Here is a 19,144-nt window from a genome sequence, read left to right as displayed (position 1 = left end):
TTTACTGCCAGTTACGGTGTTTGCCGTAAACCTTAGTATTCATCACCAAGATAAGCCTGAACGGGCTGCACTGCAAGTGCTCCGCGTTGCAGGTTGTCGATCGCCCGCAAGGTTGCACGGGCGCCGGCAATGGTGGTGTAGTAAGGGATATCATTGGTCAGGGCGGTGCGACGGATCGAAAAACTGTCGACCACAGCCTGTTTGGTTTCCGTGGTGTTAAACACCAGGTTGATATCACCGTTCTTCATCATGTCCACAATATGGGGACGACCTTCCTGTACCTTATTGACCGGGGTGACGTCCAGCCCTTCTTTTTCAAGCGTATCAGCGGTGCCGCGCGTGGCGACAATCGCAAAGCCCAGGGCAATTGCATCGCGTGCCAGTTCAATGGCAGCGGGCTTGTCGTGGTTTTTGACCGACATGAAGATTTTACCCGAAAGCGGCAGGTCATGACCCGCTGCCATCTGGGCCTTGGCAAAGGCGCGGCCAAAGTCGGTATCAAGCCCCATAACTTCGCCGGTCGAGCGCATTTCCGGCCCAAGCAAGGTGTCAACGCCGGGGAAACGGTTAAACGGCAGAACCGCTTCTTTCACCGCTATATGTTTGAACGGGCCGTGATTAAGCTTGAAATCACCCAGTTTTTCGCCCGCCATGATCCGTGCGCCAATTTTGGCAATCGCGTTACCGGTGGCTTTGGCAACAAACGGCACGGTACGCGAAGCCCGCGGGTTTACCTCGATCAGGTAAATCACATCATCCTTGATCGCATACTGAACATTCATCAAACCAATCACGTTCAGGGCCTTGGCCAGTTGAACGGTCTGGGCTTTCAGGCGCACGATCATGTCCTGGCTCAGGGAATAAGGCGGCAGGGAGCAGGCCGAGTCACCCGAATGAATACCGGCTTCTTCAATATGCTGCATGATCCCGGCGACAAAAACGTTTTCGCCGTCGGAAACCGCGTCGGCGTCAATTTCAATCGCGTCTTGCAAAAAGCTGTCGATCAGGACCGGGCTTTTGCCCGAAACCTGCACGGCTTCGGCCATATAGCGCAGCAAATCTTCGGTGGTGTGGACAATTTCCATTGCCCGGCCGCCCAGAACATAGCTGGGACGGATCACAACCGGATAACCGATATTTTCGGCAATCGCGATGGCCTGATCAACCGAACGGGCAATGCCGTTGGCGGGCTGTTTTAAGCCCAGCTTGTTGATCAGGGCCTGGAAGCGGTCGCGGTCTTCGGCAAGGTCGATGCTGTCGGGGCTGGTGCCCAAAATCGGGATGCCGGCCTTTTCAAGGGCGGCTGAAAGTTTGAGCGGGGTTTGCCCGCCATACTGCACAATCACGCCCATAAGTTCGCCATTGCTTTGTTCAAGCTGGCACAGCTCGATCACGTCTTCGGCGGTCAGCGGTTCAAAATACAGGCGATCCGATGTGTCATAGTCGGTTGAAACCGTTTCCGGGTTGCAATTCACCATGATCGCTTCGATGCCCACATCGCGCAGCGCATAGGCCGCGTGAACACAGCAATAATCAAACTCGATGCCCTGGCCAATCCGGTTGGGGCCGCCCCCAAGAATGATTACTTTTTTGCGATCCGTCACTTCGGCTTCGTTTTCGGCATCGACAAAGCCGTCGCCTTCATACATCGAATACATATAGGACGTGCGCGACGGGAACTCGGCGGCACAGGTATCGATCCGTTTGTAAACCGGGCGCAAATTCAGGCCGTGACGTATGGCGCGAACCTCGTCTTCTTCCATCCCGGTCAATTCGGCCAGGCGGGCATCGGCAAAGCCAAGCTTTTTAAGGCGCAGCAATTCGTGTTTGTCACGCGGCAGGCCGTTTTTGCGAATTTGTTCTTCTTCATTCACCAGCATTTCCAACTGGCGCAGATACCACGGGTCAAACTTGGTTGCTGACTGGATTTCTTCGAGCGTCAGGCCATGACGAAAGGCCTGTGCGGCATAAAGAATGCGGAACGGAACCGGCTGGGTCAGCTTTGCGCGGATCGCGGCTTTGTCCGGGGCACCTTCGATTTTAACTTCGTTAAGCCCGGTCAGGTCGGTTTCCATCGACCGCAGGCCTTTTTGCAGGCTTTCGGCAAACGAACCGCCAATCGACATGGCTTCGCCAACCGATTTCATGGCCGTGCCCAAAAGGGCCTGTGCGCCGGGGAATTTTTCAAAGGTAAAGCGCGGAATTTTGGTGACAACATAATCGATGGTCGGCTCGAACGAGGCCGGGGTTACACCGGTAATGTCGTTATCAAGTTCGTCAAGCGTATAACCAACCGCCAGCTTGGCCGCAATTTTGGCAATCGGGAAACCGGTTGCCTTTGATGCCAGCGCAGAAGACCGCGATACACGCGGGTTCATTTCAATAACAATCAGGCGGCCATCATCGGGGTTTACCGCGAACTGCACGTTTGATCCGCCGGTATCCACACCAATTTCACGCAGCACCGCAAGCGATGCGTCGCGCATGATCTGATATTCCTTGTCGGTCAGGGTCAGGGCCGGGGCGACGGTGATGGAATCGCCGGTATGAATGCCCATCGGGTCGACGTTTTCAATCGCACAAATGATAATGCAGTTATCCGCATGGTCGCGAACAACTTCCATTTCATATTCTTTCCAGCCCAGAATGCTTTCTTCGATCAGCACTTCGTGGCTGGGTGAAATGGCAAGGCCATTACGCACGATCTGTTCAAATTCTTCGCGGTTATAGGCAATGCCGCCCCCTTCGCCGCCCAGCGTGTAGCTGGGGCGAATGATGGCGGGAAGGCCGGTGTGGCTGACCGCTTCGACCGCTTCTTCATAGGTGCGCACCATGGCAGAGCGGGCACTTTCCAGGCCGATCTTGTCCATGGCATCGCGAAACAACAGCCGGTCTTCGGCTTTGCGGATCACGTCCTTTTTCGCGCCGATCATTTCAACGCCGTATTTTTCCAGCGTGCCGTCATCGGACAGGGACAGCGCGGTGTTTAGCGCTGTTTGCCCGCCCATGGTCGGCAGCAGAACGTCGGGGCGTTCTTTTTCAATGATCTTGGCGACCATTTCCGGGGTGATCGGTTCGATATAGGTGGCATCGGCCAGGTCCGGGTCGGTCATGATCGTGGCCGGGTTCGAATTGACCAGAATGACGCGGTAGCCTTCTTCCTTCAAAGCCTTGCAGGCCTGGGCGCCGGAATAGTCAAATTCGCAAGCCTGACCAATGACAATCGGGCCGGCGCCGATGATGAGGATCGATTTGATGTCTGTACGTTTCGGCATGTCTTTTTCCGCTTTTGGCGTGGCGGCGGCAATTGGGGGTGCCGCCAGCATCATGAAGGGTCGCTGTTGCCAGCAATGATCAGGATTTCGCGTCTTCGATCAAAGTAACGAAACGTTTGAACAAATAATGGCTGTCATGCGGGCCGGGCGATGCTTCGGGGTGGTATTGCACCGCAAAGGCCGGTTTGTCTTTGGCGCGCAAGCCCGCAAGCGACCCGTCAAACAACGAGAAATGCGTGGCTTCAACATTGTCGGGCAGGGTGTCTTTATCCACGACAAAGCCGTGGTTTTGACTGGTGATTTCAACAACACCGGTTGTCATATCCTTGACCGGGTGGTTGGCCCCGCGATGGCCGACATCCATTTTGCGGGTTTTCGCGCCTAACGCCAGTGCCATCATCTGATGACCCAGGCAAATGCCAAATACAGGCTTGCCGGTATCAATCAGCTTTTTGATGGTCGGCACGGCATATGTGCCGGTTGCCGCCGGGTCGCCCGGGCCGTTGGACAGGAAAATGCCATCGGGCTGCATCGCCAGAATTTCTTCGGCCGATGTGCTTGCCGGTACCACCGATACCTTGCATTCCAGCGAGGCCAGATTGCGCAGGATGTTGCGTTTGATGCCGTAATCAATGGCGACAACATGATGTTTGGCGTTGCCCAGCTTGCCGTATCCACCCCTGATCGACCACAGGGTTTCATCCCATTCATAGCCTTCGGTGCAGCTCAACTCCTTGGCAAGGTCCATGCCTTCAAGGCCGGGCCATGCATTGGCCTTGGCAATCAGGGCATCAATATCAAAGGTGCCATCCGGGTTATGGCAAATTACCCCGTTAGGCGCGCCTTCATTACGGATGCGTTTGGTCAGGCGGCGGGTATCAACCCCGGCAATGCCGACACGGCCATGTTTTGCCAGCCAGTCGCCATAATGGCCGGTAGAACGGTAGTTTGACGGCTCGGTTATGTCCTGGCGCAGGATGCAGCCAAGGGCGACCGGTGTTGCGTTTTCAATGTCTTCATCATTAACGCCAACATTGCCGATATGGGGAAACGTAAATGTAATCATCTGACCGGCATAAGACGGGTCAGTCATGATTTCCTGATAACCGGTGATCGAGGTGTTGAAGCATACTTCACCAACCACCTCGCCTCGGGCGCCAATACCGCGTCCCCAGAAAACTGAACCATCGGCAAGAACCAGAACGGCAGTGGCACCAGGGGGCGGGGTGTGCGTGGGCGCTGACATTGGCGAATGTCCTTTCGATCTATCCACGGTGAGACACGAAGTCTTTGGAGTCTTTATATTATATAAATTCATCGGCAAGCCGATAAAAACAGCCCAAACCGCCATCATGGCAGCCATGCAGACACGTGCAAAATTCCGGCATAAATTGACGATCCCAAAGCAGGTATCGGCATTTTATGCTGAAAGCAGGATTTGCACATATCCCGTCGGGCAAATTGGCGGATGTCTACGGGAAGGGGGTGCTGCTGTCAAGAACCGATCAAAACTTTTATTTATCTTTTGTTTTCAGTGCTTTGCCAGAAGACGTTTTCTTTGCGCCAACTGTCCTTTTGGGGTATGTTCACTCCTTTCTTCCACAGAATCAGAGATGCGCCATGCTGCGACCGCAGCTTACAGATGCTTTGAAAAAAGCCGTCCTTTCAAAAGATACCGTTTCGGTGACCACCATTCGCCTGATCCTTGCTGCATTGAAGGAGCGCGACATTGCAGCGCGCGGCGAAGGCAATACCGATGGTATTTCGGACGATGATATTCAGGGTCTGCTCCAGTCAATGGTCAAGCAGCGCCGCGAAAGCATCGAAATGTATACCAAGGGCAACCGCCCCGAACTGGCCGCACAGGAAGCTTCCGAGATCGTCGTGATCGAACGGTTTTTGCCTTTGCAGATGAGTGATTCTGAAATCGAAGTTGCGGTTAAGGGCACGGTTTCGGACATGGGGGCGACCTGTCTGAAAGACATGGGCCGCACCATGGCCACCTTGCGCGAAAAATACAGCGGTTGCATGGATTTCGGCAAAGCCGGTCTGGTCGCGAAAAAACTATTGGGTTAATTGCAAACCCCGACGTGATAAAAAGCCGGATGCCTTGCGTCCGGCTTTTGTCATGCTTAAACTTTATCTGGTATGCTGGTTTAACGGTCTTCTGAACTTCACATTTCACGGATGGGCACATTATGAGCTTTCCCCAGTCGTTTCTCGACGATCTGCGGGCGCGTGTTGATCTGGCAGATGTTGTCGGATCATCAGTAAAGCTGATCAAACGCGGCCGGGAATATTCCGGGCTGTGCCCCTTTCATAGTGAAAAATCGCCGTCTTTTACCGTGAACGAGCAAAAGGGGTTCTATCATTGCTTTGGCTGCGGTGCGCATGGCGATGTTATCAGTTTTATCATGAATACCCGCGGGCTCACCTTTGTCGAAGCGGTCGAGGTGCTGGCAAACCAGGTTGGCATGGATGTGCCAAAACCATCGCGCGAGGCCCAGGAACGCGAAAAAAAGGCCAAAACCCTTTATGATGTGATGGAAGTCGCCTGTGTGTTTTTCGAGCGTAACCTGCGCATGCCCGAAGGGCGCGAGGGGCTGGATTATTTTCATGCCCGCGGGCTGGATGACAAAACCATTAGCGACTTTCGCCTTGGATATGCGTCGGACAATCGCGGTGCGCTGAAGGCCGCGCTCAAACGCGAAGACATCGACGAACGCACCATGATCGAGGCGGGCTTGCTGATCGAACCCGAAGATCAGAACCGCCAAAGCTATGACCGCTTTCGTGGCCGGGTGATGTTTCCCATTCTTGACCGGCGCGGACGCGTGGTCGCCTTTGGGGGCCGCGTGATGGGCGATGGCAAACCCAAATATTTAAACAGCCCCGATACGCCCCTGTTTCACAAGGGGCAGTTGCTCTATGGCCTGCCACAGGCGCGCGAAGCATCGCAGCACGGTGCCGAAATTATTGTGACCGAAGGTTATATGGACGTGATTGCCCTGCACCGCGCGGGCTATCGCGGGGCGGTTGCGCCGCTGGGCACTGCGGTGACCGAGGAACAGATTGGCGAATTGTGGAAAATGGCCAATGAGCCGATCCTGTGCCTTGACGGCGATGCGGCGGGCAAGCGCGCCGCTGTGCGGGCGGCGGAACGTGCCTTGCCCATCTTGCGGCCGGGGAAATCACTGCTGTTTTCCATCTTGCCCGAGGGGGATGACCCCGACAGCCTGATGGCGGCGGACGACGGCATGACGCGGTTTCGCAAAATTCTCGATCAGGCAGTGCCGATGGCCGAACTGGTCTGGCGGCTTGATACCGCAGGCCGACCCACCGATACACCAGAGCGCCGCGCCGCGCTGGAGGCCGATATTCACGCGCGCATTGGCGCGATTGGCGACGAGGCTGTGCGCCATCAATATCAGGCGATGTTCAAGGACCGGATCTGGAAACTGTTTCGCGGGACTCGGGATGATGCAGCCCGCCCGGCCCGGTCGAACTGGCAAAAGAGCGGGGCGGGAAATAAAAAAACCGGTTCCTATGGCAAACGCGGAAATAAAAACTATGTTTGGGAACCGGCAGGTAAAGCGGTGCCGGGCATGGCGCGGCCAGCGACGGGAAACCGTCGTCACGTTCAGGATGGGATCCTGATCGCCACTTTGATCAATCATCCGGCCTTGCTTGACGATATCGGCGAAAGGCTCGGCGTTTATGTTTGTATAGACTCCGACCTTGACATTTTACGGCGCGCAGTCTTAAAGCTGCTTGATGGTGATCCTGGACTTGACTCTGAAACACTTAAGGGCCACTTGAAGCGCGACGGGCTGTCTGAAACAGTTTTGCGGGCGGTTGAGAGCGATGTTATGGCTCATGCCGCTTTCGCCAGGCCCGAAACGCCGCTTACGCGGGCCCTTGCGGGTTGGGAACAGGTTTTTTCTATGGCTGTAAGCTCCCTGGCGGACGAAGAGGCAAAATATGCCGTCCGACAGTTGGCAGCAGATGTCAGCGATGAAGAATGGGAAAGATTTTCGCATCGCCGCGATGATCTGGCCCGGCGCCGGGAAAATGTGTTCAAGCTCGACGACTGATCGTTGCGGTTTCGCAGGGTCAGTGTTCGGGCTATTTGTGATTTGCGTTACCAGGTGTAGCGTACGGGATAACATGGTGCTTTATGTGCCAAAGCGGGAAACGGGGAATAGATGTCGTCTAAGACTTCGAGCGCTGAAGAGAAAAAGACCTCTTCTGATAACGCAGACGGACCTCTTCTCGATACATATAAAACAGCGATCAAGAAGCTAATTGCCAAGGGCAAGGAGCGGGGTCACATTACTGTTGACGAGCTCAATGCGGCGTTGCCGTCCGAGCATTTCTCCTCCGAGCAGATCGAGGACGTGATGACCAATCTCAGTGAGATGGGCATCAATGTTGTCGAGAACGAGGAAGGGGACGACAACGAAACGAATGGTGATGCCGAGGCCGATCCCAAGGGCAACATTTCCGAAGATGACGTTGGACGTACCGATGATCCGGTGCGCATGTATCTTCGCGAAATGGGCAGTGTCGAGCTGTTGTCGCGCGAGGGCGAAATCGCCATTGCCAAGCGTATCGAGGCTGGCCGTGAAATGATGATTGGCGGGATTTGCGAAAGCCCGCTGACCATTCAGGCCATCGTTAACTGGCACGACCAGTTGCAGGAAGGCAAACTTCTGCTTCGCGACGTGATCGACCTTGAAACCACTTATGGCGGCGGGCCTGATGCGGCCGCCATTGGTGCTGCCGAGGTTGACGAGAACGCCGAAGAAGAAGTGGCAGGCGATCTGACGCCGCCAGTTGTTTCTGAAGACGATGACGACGACGAAAAAGAAGTTGAAGCTCCGGTTCAGCCTGTTGCTGCTGCTCCTGCGCGTGAGATCAAGGTCGACGGCGAGAGTGACGACGACAGCGACAGCGACGAAGAAGGCGCTGACAAGGAAAAAACGGATTCTGAAGAAGAGGACGATGTCGCAACCCGTCCTTTGCCCGATGACGATGATGAAGACGATGACGAGAACGAGCAGGTCAACGTTTCCCTTTCCAAAATGGAAGAGGAACTGACCGAGCAGGTTCTGGAAAAATTCGAAAAAATCGCCAAAACCTATGAGAAGCTGCACAAGGCGCAAGAGCAGCGTCTGGCCGCGATGAACAAGGGTGAGTCTGTTCCGGCGGCAACTGAAAAGCGCTATGGCAAGCTCAAGCAGGAAATGGTCGATTTGATGGAAGATGTTCATTTGAACAACTTCCGCATCGAAGAACTGCTTGACCATTTGACCGGCCTGAACAACCGTTTGCTGGGCCTTGAAGGCAAATTGTTGCGCTTTTCCGATCGCTGCAAAATCAAGCGTCCTGATTTCGTCAAACATTATCAGGGTAACGAACTTGATCCGAACTGGATGGAACGGGTTGGGGCTTTGCCGGGCAAGGGCTGGAAACTGTTCATCGAACGCTATCCCGATGAAATTGCCCAGTTGCGCGAAAATATTGGCGGTGTTTCGGCCGAGGTTGGTTTGCCAATTGGCGAGTTCCGCCGTGTTTACGGTGTCGTCAACAAGGGCGAACGCGAAGCAGGCCGGGCGAAAAAGGAAATGATCGAGGCCAATCTGCGTCTCGTGATTTCAATTGCCAAAAAATATACCAACCGTGGTTTGCAGTTCCTTGACCTTATTCAGGAAGGCAATATTGGCCTGATGAAGGCCGTGGACAAGTTTGAATATCGTCGCGGTTATAAATTCTCGACCTATGCCACCTGGTGGATCCGTCAGGCGATTACGCGTTCTATTGCCGATCAGGCCCGGACCATCCGTATTCCGGTTCACATGATCGAAACCATCAACAAACTGGTTCGGACCTCGCGCCAGATGTTGCATGAAATCGGTCGCGAGCCGACCCCGGAAGAACTGGCTGAAAAACTGCAAATGCCGCTTGAAAAAGTGCGCAAGGTTCTCAAAATCGCCAAGGAACCAATCTCCCTTGAAACCCCGATCGGGGACGAGGAAGACAGCCATCTTGGGGATTTCATCGAGGACAAGAACGCTGTTCAGCCGCTTGATGCGGCGATCCAGGCTAATTTGCGGGAAACCACAACCCGGGTTCTGGCATCGCTCACCCCGCGTGAAGAACGTGTGTTGCGCATGCGCTTTGGTATCGGCATGAACACCGACCATACGCTCGAAGAAGTCGGCCAGCAGTTCTCGGTGACCCGTGAACGTATCCGTCAGATCGAAGCGAAGGCCTTGCGCAAGCTCAAACATCCGTCACGCTCGCGCAAGTTGCGGTCGTTCCTGGACTATTAAGAAAAATAGCCAGGATAGCGGCGATACGGGGCTTGACCTTTGCGCCAAAATCGCTAGTTTTCGGGACCGCGCCACATGTTGGCGCGGTCCTTTCTGTTTCCCCTCGGGGGCCCGTAGCTCAATTGGTTAGAGCCGACCGCTCATAACGGTCTGGTTGGGGGTTCAAGTCCCTCCGGGCCTACCATTTTCCTTAGTTGATTGACATTTTTCTCCTTGATGTCGAGCCGTGACGGGTTTCTCGGCATCCCGATGACTTTTCTGACATAAATCCGGGGATCACAATGGCAGTTGGCGCGCCGTCTTGAGCGAGGGGGCACGGCTGTATCAATCAAATGATAGATCTGACACGTCAGCCCAGCGAAACGAATTACAGGCTCATTCGTGCCGTTGAGGTTCATTTCAAAAATGACATTATTTAGAAAAATGTTGTTATTTTTTGCTGTTCCAAATTTCTTGTCTGTTTTGTCGTGCCTGACACTTTAACCGCTTTCGGTATTGTTAAAGCACGGTAGAAATCCGGCAAAAATTCGTGACAAGATGGACTCATTGGTTCGCTCAAACGGTCATTATCTTGCCGAACGCCAGACGCACGGTCCTTCTGAGCCGGGGAAGCAGGAAGAAAGCGCGCGCTGGATCGCCCGGATCAGAGCATGGCATTGATCATATTTCGACCTTTACATCTATCTTGAACAACTTTCGACAGCCGTGATTGATTTTCGATATCTAAATCTTTAGTGTCGTTTTCGACATCTTGCGTTTTTATGAGCTTATTTCGATCCCCATGAGTGAGTTTCGACATATGCAGCTAGAAATTGGCGATACGAGATATTTCCAGGATGAGCCAATTCCGGCTGAAACCCGGCTGGCGGGGTGGTCCGCTTTGGTGCATGCGCTGGGCCTTCAGACACCTGTTCGCCATCTCTCCTGTATATCTGAGAAATATGTACGCGGCACTCGGCGGTATGACGGAAGATGGGAGATCTATGACAAGCGGTTTGCACTAGAGGACACGCTTGCCGACCATCTCGGCTTTGCGCTGCGACACGAGAAAATCGACCTTCTCATCCTGAAAAGGCTGTTTGATGCCATTGATCCGGGTGATTTGGCCGCTTTTATTCGCTCGACGCCGAATGGTGCAGTCACCAGGCGAGCATGGTTCTTCTACGAAACCCTAACTGGTAACAAATTGGAGTTGGATGACGCGCCTCTCGTTAAGGCGGTCAACGCCCTTGATCCAAGTCTTTATTTTACTGGCAAGGCCAAGCTGTCTGTCAGGCATCGCGTTTGGGATAACCTACTGGGAACCGGCGAGTTTTGCCCCGTCATTCGCCGCACCAAGAAACTCGAAGAATTCATAGATGCGAACCTGTCAGAACAAGCAGCGGGAACAATCGGAAGAACCGGCACCAACATTGTCGCACGAGCTGCGAGTTTTTTGCTGCTCGCCGATAGCCGCGCAAGTTTCGAAATTGAGGGTGAACGTCCAAGAACAGAAAGGCTGCAACGATGGGGGCGCGCGGTATTAGAGGCGGGCAAGCGCCCTCTCAATCAGACTGAAATCTACCGGCTGCATCGTATCCTGATCGGAGACGACAGATTTACTGCGATCGGATATCGCACCGAAGGGGTTTTTCTTGGTGAACGCGATATAAACAATGATCCTGTGCCCGAGTTCATCGGTGCTAGGCATAGTGACGTATTCACGCTCATGACCGCCCTTAATGGATGCAACAACCGCTTACGGCCATCTAACCTGGATGCAGTGTTGCAGGCTGCCATTATCGCTTTTGGGTTCATTTACATTCACCCGTTAGCGGATGGAAATGGCAGACTACACCGTTGCCTTATTCACCACGTTCTCGCAGAACGTAAATTTACGCCTCCCGGAATGGTGTTCCCGGTTTCTTCTGTCATGCTTGACCGGATTGACGATTACCGAAAGACGCTTCAAGCCCATTCCGGTCCATTGATGGATTTTATAGAATGGCGCCCCTTGCCCAATAGGAACGTTGACGTAATAAACGACACTGCGGATCTTTACCGGTATTTCGACTGTACCGAGGAAGCTGAATTTCTCTATAGTTGTGTGAAGCGAACGGTTGATTACGACCTTCCTAAAGAGATCATCTATCTTAAGAGCAACGATGAAGCTTTACGAGGGATAATGAGCGTGATCGAGATGCCAGACCGATTGGCTCAAGACCTTATAATGCATATCCGTCAGAATAACGGAAAATTAAGTAAAAATCGCCGCCAGGGTATATTTGAGGAGCTCTTAGATCAAGAAGTTGCCAAGGCCGAAGAAATTGTCAGCTCCGCTTTTGAGGATCATGATGCGGAGTTTGGTGAGCGCGCATGACGCTTGGTCTTTAACAGAGCAAAAAGCAGGAAAATTCTAATCTCTGGCGGTCCAGCGGTGGGGCTCAGAGCAGGCGATAAATTGTTCTTACGTCCATCTGTCCGGCTCTGCTCTGAAATTCCTGATTTTATTCAGTATTTGTCGAAAATTTTGAATAAAGAAAAAACTCATCTGGAAAAAATCACAACTTTTCCTTGCGGCCAAAGGCCTGACGTTTGGGGAAGCTGTTCGTTGACGCCATAAATGAGCAACCATGTGCGGGTCTGTATGGCATGATTAAAAATGTTCACGCACGCGATAGTTAATGTTGACACGGGCAGGGCGCTGGGCCATTGATACCGACGCGGTGGCGCAAGGATAAGGCGCCTGACGCGGCGTAAGTGCCGCTGCGGGCTGCATTTTCTTGCGGCAGGCTCGCGTGTGGCAGGGAGGCCGTCGGTATTTTGGTGTCTTGATGCGAGGGCAGGTCGGGGGACTTGTTGGCGTATCACAGCCGGAACTGTTTGCGCGCTGGCGCAAGCCGGGGTGGACGAGCGGCGGCGAGCGGGTTTCCTGCGCGTTGCGCGGCCGGGGTTTGTTTTACAGGCTGCCATCATGAGTGCAGACGGTGCCTGGGGTTCGCGCTGCGCAGCTAGTTTTTTCTCTGCAGGTGTTCCCTGCGGAATGTGAATGTTGGCAAGGGCGGGATCGCCGTGCCGCCAGAGATATCGGAGTTCGAATGATAGACGGTGCCATGCAGCCATATGCGCTGACACTCGACAAGTTTCTCGATCATGCTGCCAAATGGCACCCTGATGTCGAGGTGGTCAGCGCACACCCGGATGGCGTGGTGGAACGGGTTGGTTATGCCGAACTAAAGGCGCGCGCACAGCGTTTGTCGCGGGTATTGGCCGACCGGGGGATCGGGCTGGGCGACCGCGTGGCAACACTGGTGTGGAACAGTCAGGCCCATGTCGAGGCATGGTATGCGATTATGGGGATCGGGGCGGCGTGCCATACGTTGAACCCCCGGCTGACGGTTGAGCAAACAGCCAGTATTCTGGCACAGTCCGAAGCGCGTATCTTGATTGTCAGCGCCGATCTGGTGCCGCTTGCGCGCCAGATTGTTGCCCATACCCCGTTGCAACATATTCTGGTGGTGGATGGTGAAGCTGACCTTGAGGCTGCACAGGCGGAAGGACTTGCCATCACCGCGATGGCGCCGTTAATTGCGGCGGCGTCAAACGACGTTACCTGGGGCGGGTTTGATGAAACAACCGCGTCCGGGCTGTGTTTTACCTCGGGCACTACCGGCGCGCCCAAGGGGGTGAGCTATACCCATCGCTCAAGCTATCTTCATACATCGCGCCTGCTTCAGGCCGACGTGATTGGCATTACCGCAGCCGATACCGTGCTGGCAATGGTGCCGATGTTTCATGCCAATGCCTGGGGCTTGCCCTTTGCAGCCCCGGCTGTGGGCGCAAAACTGGTATTGCCGGGGCGCTTGGCCGACGGAGCCAGTCTGGCGAAACTGATTAATTCGGAAGGGGTTACGGTTGCGGCAGGGGTGCCAACGGTCTGGCTGGGGCTGGTCGAGCATCTTGAATCCTGCGGCGGTGAAGTCCCGACCTTAAAACGGATTTTAATGGGTGGCGCCCCCATGCCACCCGCGCTGATGGCACGCCTTGAAGAGCGGCTTGGCGTTGCCGTGCAAACCAGTTGGGGCATGACCGAGCTTTCGCCGTTGGGCGCAATGTCGTCGCCTTACGAAACCAACCGCACGGCATCGGTTGCGGGGCGGCCATCGGTCGGGATCGATATGTTAATAACCGATGCCAGTGGCAAAGCCCTGCCACAGCAACGCAATGTCGAGGGGCATTTGCGGGTGCGCGGATGTTCGGTGGTGGAACGGTATCTGGGTGATGAAAAAAATGCCACCGATGCCGATGGCTGGTTTGATACCGGCGACCTTGCCCGGATTGATGACCGTGGCAACCTGATGATTACCGGGCGCGCCAAGGAACTGATCAAATCGGGCGGCGAATGGATTAACCCGGCCGAAATCGAAGCGATTGTCAGCGCCCTGCCGCAAGTATCGCTGGCCGCCGTCATTGCCCGGCCTGATGAAAAATGGGGCGAGCGGCCCGTATTGCTGATTGAAATGCGTAAACATCAGACCATCAGTGACGATGACCTTCGTGCATCGTTGCGCGGACGTGTGGCGTCGTGGTGGATACCCGATGTGGTGGTGCGCGTACCCAGCATGCCCCGGGCATCAACCGGTAAAATAGACAAATTGCGCCTTCGTGCCGAATACGGCATCGCCTGAACCATAACAGATGGCAGCGCGTGGCGTGTTTGCACGTTGCGGATTGTAAAGCCAGCGGATTGAAAACGGGAGAATACGAATGAGAGAAGCCGTCATCGTCAGCACCGCCCGGACCGGCATCGGGCGCGCCTATCGCGGAAGCCTGAATGCTATTAAATCGCCGACGCTGGCGGGCCATGTTTTACAGCACGCTGTGGCGCGGGCCAAAATTGATGCCGCCGAGATCGAGGATTTTGTTCTCGGTACGGTTTTGGCCGCCGGAACCGCGGGCATGAACCTGGCGCGCAATGCGGTCTTTGCGGCGGGTCTTCCGGTAACGGTTCCGGGCCAGACCATGGACCGGCAATGTGCATCGGGCCTGATGGCGATTGCAACCGCCGCCAAGCAAATCATGGTTGATGGTATGGATATTGTTGCCGCCGGTGGGCAGGATAATATTTCGGCTGTGCAGGACCGTTATTTTTCCTGGATACAGGAAGATGCCGACGAAAACGTTATTGCCGGTGCCGCCCATGCCTATATGCCGATGTTAAAAACGGCTGAATTTGTTGCCAGCAAATACGGCATCAGCCGCGAGGCACAGGATGAATACGCCCTGCAATCGCAGTTGCGCACCGCAAAGGCGCAGGCCAACGGCCTGTTTGACGACGAGATTGTGCCGATTTCAACCCGCATGAAAGTGCAGGACAAGGAAACCGGTGTGGTATCAGAACGCGAGGTCACCCTTGATCGCGACGAAGGCAACCGCCCCTCGACCACTTTGGACGGCTTGGCCGGGCTAAAGCCGGTTATCGACGGCGGCGTGATTACGGCCGGGAATGCCAGCCAGCTTTCCGACGGGGCATCGGCCTGTGTTTTGATGGATGCGAAACTGGCGGAAAAACGCGGACTTTCCCCGCTGGGAATTTATCGCGGTATGGCGGTTGCCGGTTGCCCGCCCGAAGAAATGGGCATCGGCCCGATCTATGCCATTCCTAAATTGCTAAAACAGCACGGGCTTGGCGTGGATGATATCGGGCTGTGGGAACTGAACGAAGCCTTTGCCGTACAAGCACTTTATTGCCGCGATCATTTGGGGATTAATCCCGACATTTATAATGTGAATGGCGGCGGCATTTCGGTGGGCCATCCGTATGGTATGACCGGCGCGCGCCTTGTGGGCCATGCGCTGATAGAAGGTCGCCGTCGCGGGGTGAAATATGTTGTGGTGACCATGTGCGTGGGCGGCGGCATGGGGGCCGCCGGGCTGTTTGAAGTGAATAACGGCTAACGTCCCGATCCGGACTATGAATGCCGGGCGGACGTTGCAAAAGCGGTGCCCGCCCGGTTGCCAGCCTGTCAAATCGTTTGGATATCGCCGGCCTTCGCGGTTATGTTGGTAGCGGGTTTTATGGCCCTGCGCGGCGAAACCGGTAAAATCCTGCCCACGGGAATGCCGCACAGGTCTTTGATATTGCGTGTGGCCTTAAATGATACTGTGCTGCTATTGGGGCAGTGTCACCCTGGTCTGTGGCAAAGGTTGCGGGTGAGGTGCCTTGCGCAAGGTGCAACGGTTTGGCCGGCGGGGGATCATAATTTGGAAAGGTATCAAACTTGTCTGTAGAGAAGAAATCGCGGCCCAGAAGTTCGACCAAGGCAGAACAGCGCGCCGAGATGATTGAGAAGATACTCGATGCTGCCGAATATCTTTTTTCCAGACATGGCCTGTATGGCGTGACCTTGAAGGATGTCGCCAAATATGTTGGCGTGCATCACACGCTGATCAATTACTATTTCGAGGACAAGAAAAAGCTGTTCGATGCGGTGTTTGAACGCCGGGCTGTTATCACCAGCGAGCGACGCCTGCGTGTGCTTAAGGAATACGAGCTTGAATGTGGCGGCAAGCCAACGGTGGAAGGTGCGCTTCGGGCCTTTCTTGATACCGACCTTGATTTGTATATCGAAGGCGGGGACGGCTGGAAAAACTACGCGGCCCTGGGCGCGCAGGTGGCCAATACTCCGGAATGGGGCGCGGACATGATGGACAAGCATTTTGACCCGGTTGTTTTGCGCCTGATTAACCTTCTAAAGGCTGCTTTGCCCGATAGTGCCGAGGAAGATATCTTTTGGGGATATCACTTTGTCACCGGGGCCTTGATGCTGACGTTGGCGCGCACCGGGCGTATCGACAAGCTGTCGGGCGGTTTGTGCAAATCGGGCGATTTCATTGCGGTTAAAGAACGCATGGCAACCTTCATGACAGCCGGTTTTCTCGCTGTTTGCAAGGAACGTTCTGCCCCGAAGGTGTCGTAGGCCAGGGCGAAGAATTCTGAGGCTGGCAGGGCGTTTGCGGCAGGGTTTTGCCGTTTTTCTGCCGCCGAATATAACACGGAATCATGGGGCTCCAAACCGGGGCCGCAGCAAAAGAAACTCTTGCGTTTTTATTATTAATTCACTAGTGAGTTAATAAGTTGCCGATGACAATAAGGGATACAAAAATGGAGCTTCGGGATCGTACCGCGATTGTGACCGGCGCGGGTGGCGGATTGGGCAGATGCCATGCACTTTTGCTGGCCAGCCTTGGCGCACGGGTTGTTGTCAATGATATGGACGGCGACAGTGCAACGCGTGTTGCCAACGAAATTAACGCCAATGGCGGCGAGGCAATTGCCTTTGCGGCATCGGTAACCGACGAAGCCCGGATTGGCGAGATGGTTGAACACACCATGGCGACATGGGGCCGTGTTGACATTCTGGTCAATAATGCCGGTATCCTGCGCGACAAAAGCTTTGCCAAGATGGATCTTGCCGATTTCCGTCTGGTTGTTGATGTTCATTTAATGGGCGCTGCCATTTGCACCAAGGCGGTATGGGAAATCATGCGCCAGCAGGGCTATGGCCGCATCGTGATGACCACATCGTCCTCCGGTCTTTATGGCAATTTTGGCCAAGCCAATTACGGGGCTGCCAAAATGGCACTGGTCGGCCTGATGCAGACACTGGCGCTGGAAGGCGAGAAATACAACATTCGCGTTAACTGCCTTGCCCCGACAGCCGCCACCCAAATGACCGATGGCCTGCTGGCCCCTGATGCCCTTGCCAAACTTGCCCCGGACCTTGTCAGCCCCGGCCTTTTGGCGCTGGTGGGCGAAACTGCGCCGACACGGGCCATTATGTGCGCCGGGGCCGGTCATTTTGCCTGTGCAAATGTCACGCTTACCACCGGTGTGCAAATTGGCAGCGCTGAAGATGCGCCTGCGCGTGTGGTGGCACAGTGGGACCAGATCCGCGACCGTCAGGGCGAAATTGTTCCGGGATATGGCTTTGCCCAGGCGGAACGCGAACTGGCCGGAGCCGGTGAAGAACCCTCGGCCCTGTTTTCAAAAGCCTGATAGTTAATTTTGTTAAATTGCGCGGCCTTATGGCGGGCCGCGCATTACGACAACGAACACGAGAAGATACGCAGAAGATACGCAGAAGATACCAAGGGCCGACGTCAATGCCGACGGAACGGTCTGCGTAAAAAGGCAGTAATAACTGCAATAAAGGGGCGGATGACCCGCTTCTTAATCAGGGAGGAACCTATGAAGAAACTTGTTGCTTCGACGGTGCTTGCACTGTCTGTGATCGGGGCATCCGCTGTGCCCGCCGCTGCCGATAATATTAAAATCGGCTATGTTGACCCTCTTTCCGGTGGCGCTGCCAGCATTGGCCAGATCGGCCTTAACCAGCTTAACTTCATCGCCGACACCGCCAATAAAAATGGTGGCATTAATGGCGAACAGGTCGAGGTTATCGGTTACGACAACCAGATCAACCCGCAAACCAGCCTTGTTCAGGTGCAAAAGGCCATTGATGAAGGTGTTCGCATCATCATTCAGGGTAACGGGTCGTCGGTCGGCTCGGCCATCGAAGGGTTTGTTGCCAAATACAACCGCCGTAACCCCGACGCACACATCGTTTATCTAAATTACGGCGCGATCGACCCGGTTATGACCAATGATAATTGCAGCTATTGGCATTTTGGTTTTGATGCCAATACCAATGTCAAAATGGCCGCGTTGACCAATTTCATCAAACAGCGCGCTGAAATCAAAAAAGTCTATCTGATCGATCAGGATTATTCGTTCGGTCATGCGGTTGCCGATGCCGCCGTCAGCATGCTGAAAGAAAAACGTCCCGACATCGAAATCGTCGGTAACGAGTTCCATCCGCTGGTGAAAATTACCGACTTTTCGCCTTACATTGCCAAAATCAAGGCATCTGGTGCTGATACCGTGATCACCAGCAACTGGGGACAGGACTTTTCCCTGTTGATCAAGGCTGCCGGTCAGTCCGGGCTGGATGTGAACTGGTACACCTATTATGCCGGTGCTGCTGGTGGCCCCACCGCGATCAAGCAGGCTGACATGTCGGGTCGGGTTTTTCAGATCAACGAAGGCATCAGCAATCTTGGTTATGAGCCGGCCGAAAAGACCGCACGCGAATATGGCGCGCGTTACAAGGATGCGCCGGTATTGTTCCCGCGTATTTTCAATACGACCGCCATGCTGTTCAAGGCCATCGAAGCTGCCGGCTCGCAAGATCCGGCCGATTTCATCCCCAAGCTTGAAGGCATGAAATATGCCAGCTTCTCGGCCGGGGGGGACAGCTTTATGCGTAAAGATGACCATCAGCTGTTCCAGCCGCTTTATATTTCTTCGTTCGGGCCTCTTGCCAATGACAAGGCATTTGACGAGGAACACACCGGATGGGGCTGGAACAAGGTTGGCGAAATTGCCGCCAAAGATACCGTTGTTCCGACCACTTGCGAAATGAAGCGTCCTGGCTGACGATTGATCAAGCGGCGTTCGGTTATCACTCTGAGCGCCGCCATCTCTCAGCCGGT

Annotated in this window: 11 protein-coding genes and 1 tRNA gene; 10 read left to right on the top strand and 2 right to left on the bottom strand. The window is 54.6% G+C overall.

Annotated elements, in window-relative coordinates; genetic code table 11:
- Positions 1-32: 32 nt before the first annotated feature.
- Both carB and carA read right to left on the bottom strand, forming a co-directional pair.
- Positions 33-3,275, bottom strand: a complete 3,243-nt coding sequence (gene carB, locus TMES_RS11785) for a carbamoyl-phosphate synthase large subunit (protein ID WP_085582884.1) — start codon at positions 3,273-3,275, stop codon at positions 33-35.
- Between the two features lie 79 nt (positions 3,276-3,354).
- Positions 3,355-4,521 (bottom strand): glutamine-hydrolyzing carbamoyl-phosphate synthase small subunit, encoded by a 1,167-nt coding sequence (gene carA / locus TMES_RS11780; protein ID WP_085582679.1) that lies wholly within the window; start codon positions 4,519-4,521, stop codon positions 3,355-3,357.
- 374 nt (positions 4,522-4,895) lie between these two features.
- Here carA and TMES_RS11775 point away from each other — a divergent pair, with 374 nt between their 5' ends.
- From TMES_RS11775 to TMES_RS11730, 10 genes are all read left to right on the top strand, one after another.
- Positions 4,896-5,351 (top strand): GatB/YqeY domain-containing protein, encoded by a 456-nt coding sequence (locus TMES_RS11775; protein ID WP_085582882.1) that lies wholly within the window; start codon positions 4,896-4,898, stop codon positions 5,349-5,351.
- Positions 5,352-5,473: 122 nt separating this feature from the next.
- Complete coding sequence (gene dnaG / locus TMES_RS11770; RefSeq protein WP_085582677.1) at positions 5,474-7,369, top strand: DNA primase; 1,896 nt, start codon at positions 5,474-5,476, stop codon at positions 7,367-7,369.
- A gap of 111 nt (positions 7,370-7,480) precedes the next feature.
- The gene (gene rpoD / locus TMES_RS11765) at positions 7,481-9,610 is read left to right on the top strand and encodes an RNA polymerase sigma factor RpoD (protein ID WP_085582675.1); all 2,130 of its coding nucleotides are present in this window, start codon (positions 7,481-7,483) and stop codon (positions 9,608-9,610) included.
- Positions 9,611-9,717: 107 nt separating this feature from the next.
- Positions 9,718-9,794: transfer RNA gene (locus tag TMES_RS11760), tRNA-Ile, on the top strand.
- 615 nt (positions 9,795-10,409) lie between these two features.
- Entirely contained in the window at positions 10,410-11,969 is a 1,560-nt protein-coding gene (locus TMES_RS11755; protein ID WP_085582673.1) for a Fic family protein, read from the top strand.
- 718 nt (positions 11,970-12,687) lie between these two features.
- Positions 12,688-14,277 carry a long-chain-fatty-acid--CoA ligase gene (locus TMES_RS11750; protein ID WP_085582671.1) on the top strand — a complete coding sequence of 530 codons (1,590 nt, stop codon included), beginning with the start codon at positions 12,688-12,690 and terminating at the stop codon, positions 14,275-14,277.
- A 79-nt stretch (positions 14,278-14,356) separates the two neighbouring features.
- Positions 14,357-15,547 carry an acetyl-CoA C-acyltransferase gene (locus tag TMES_RS11745; protein ID WP_085582669.1) on the top strand — a complete coding sequence of 397 codons (1,191 nt, stop codon included), beginning with the start codon at positions 14,357-14,359 and terminating at the stop codon, positions 15,545-15,547.
- Between the two features lie 323 nt (positions 15,548-15,870).
- Positions 15,871-16,569: a TetR/AcrR family transcriptional regulator gene (locus TMES_RS11740; RefSeq protein ID WP_211275913.1), complete on the top strand. Its 699-nt coding sequence runs from the start codon at positions 15,871-15,873 to the stop codon at positions 16,567-16,569.
- A 185-nt stretch (positions 16,570-16,754) separates the two neighbouring features.
- Positions 16,755-17,648: an SDR family NAD(P)-dependent oxidoreductase gene (locus tag TMES_RS11735; protein WP_085582665.1), complete on the top strand. Its 894-nt coding sequence runs from the start codon at positions 16,755-16,757 to the stop codon at positions 17,646-17,648.
- 192 nt (positions 17,649-17,840) lie between these two features.
- Positions 17,841-19,088 carry a branched-chain amino acid ABC transporter substrate-binding protein gene (locus TMES_RS11730; protein ID WP_085582664.1) on the top strand — a complete coding sequence of 416 codons (1,248 nt, stop codon included), beginning with the start codon at positions 17,841-17,843 and terminating at the stop codon, positions 19,086-19,088.
- Positions 19,089-19,144 lie beyond the last annotated feature (56 nt).

Source organism: Thalassospira mesophila (genome assembly GCF_002115755.1).
Taxonomy (GTDB): Bacteria; Pseudomonadota; Alphaproteobacteria; order Rhodospirillales; family Thalassospiraceae; genus Thalassospira; species Thalassospira mesophila.
This window is presented reverse-complemented; position numbering and strand designations above follow the sequence as displayed.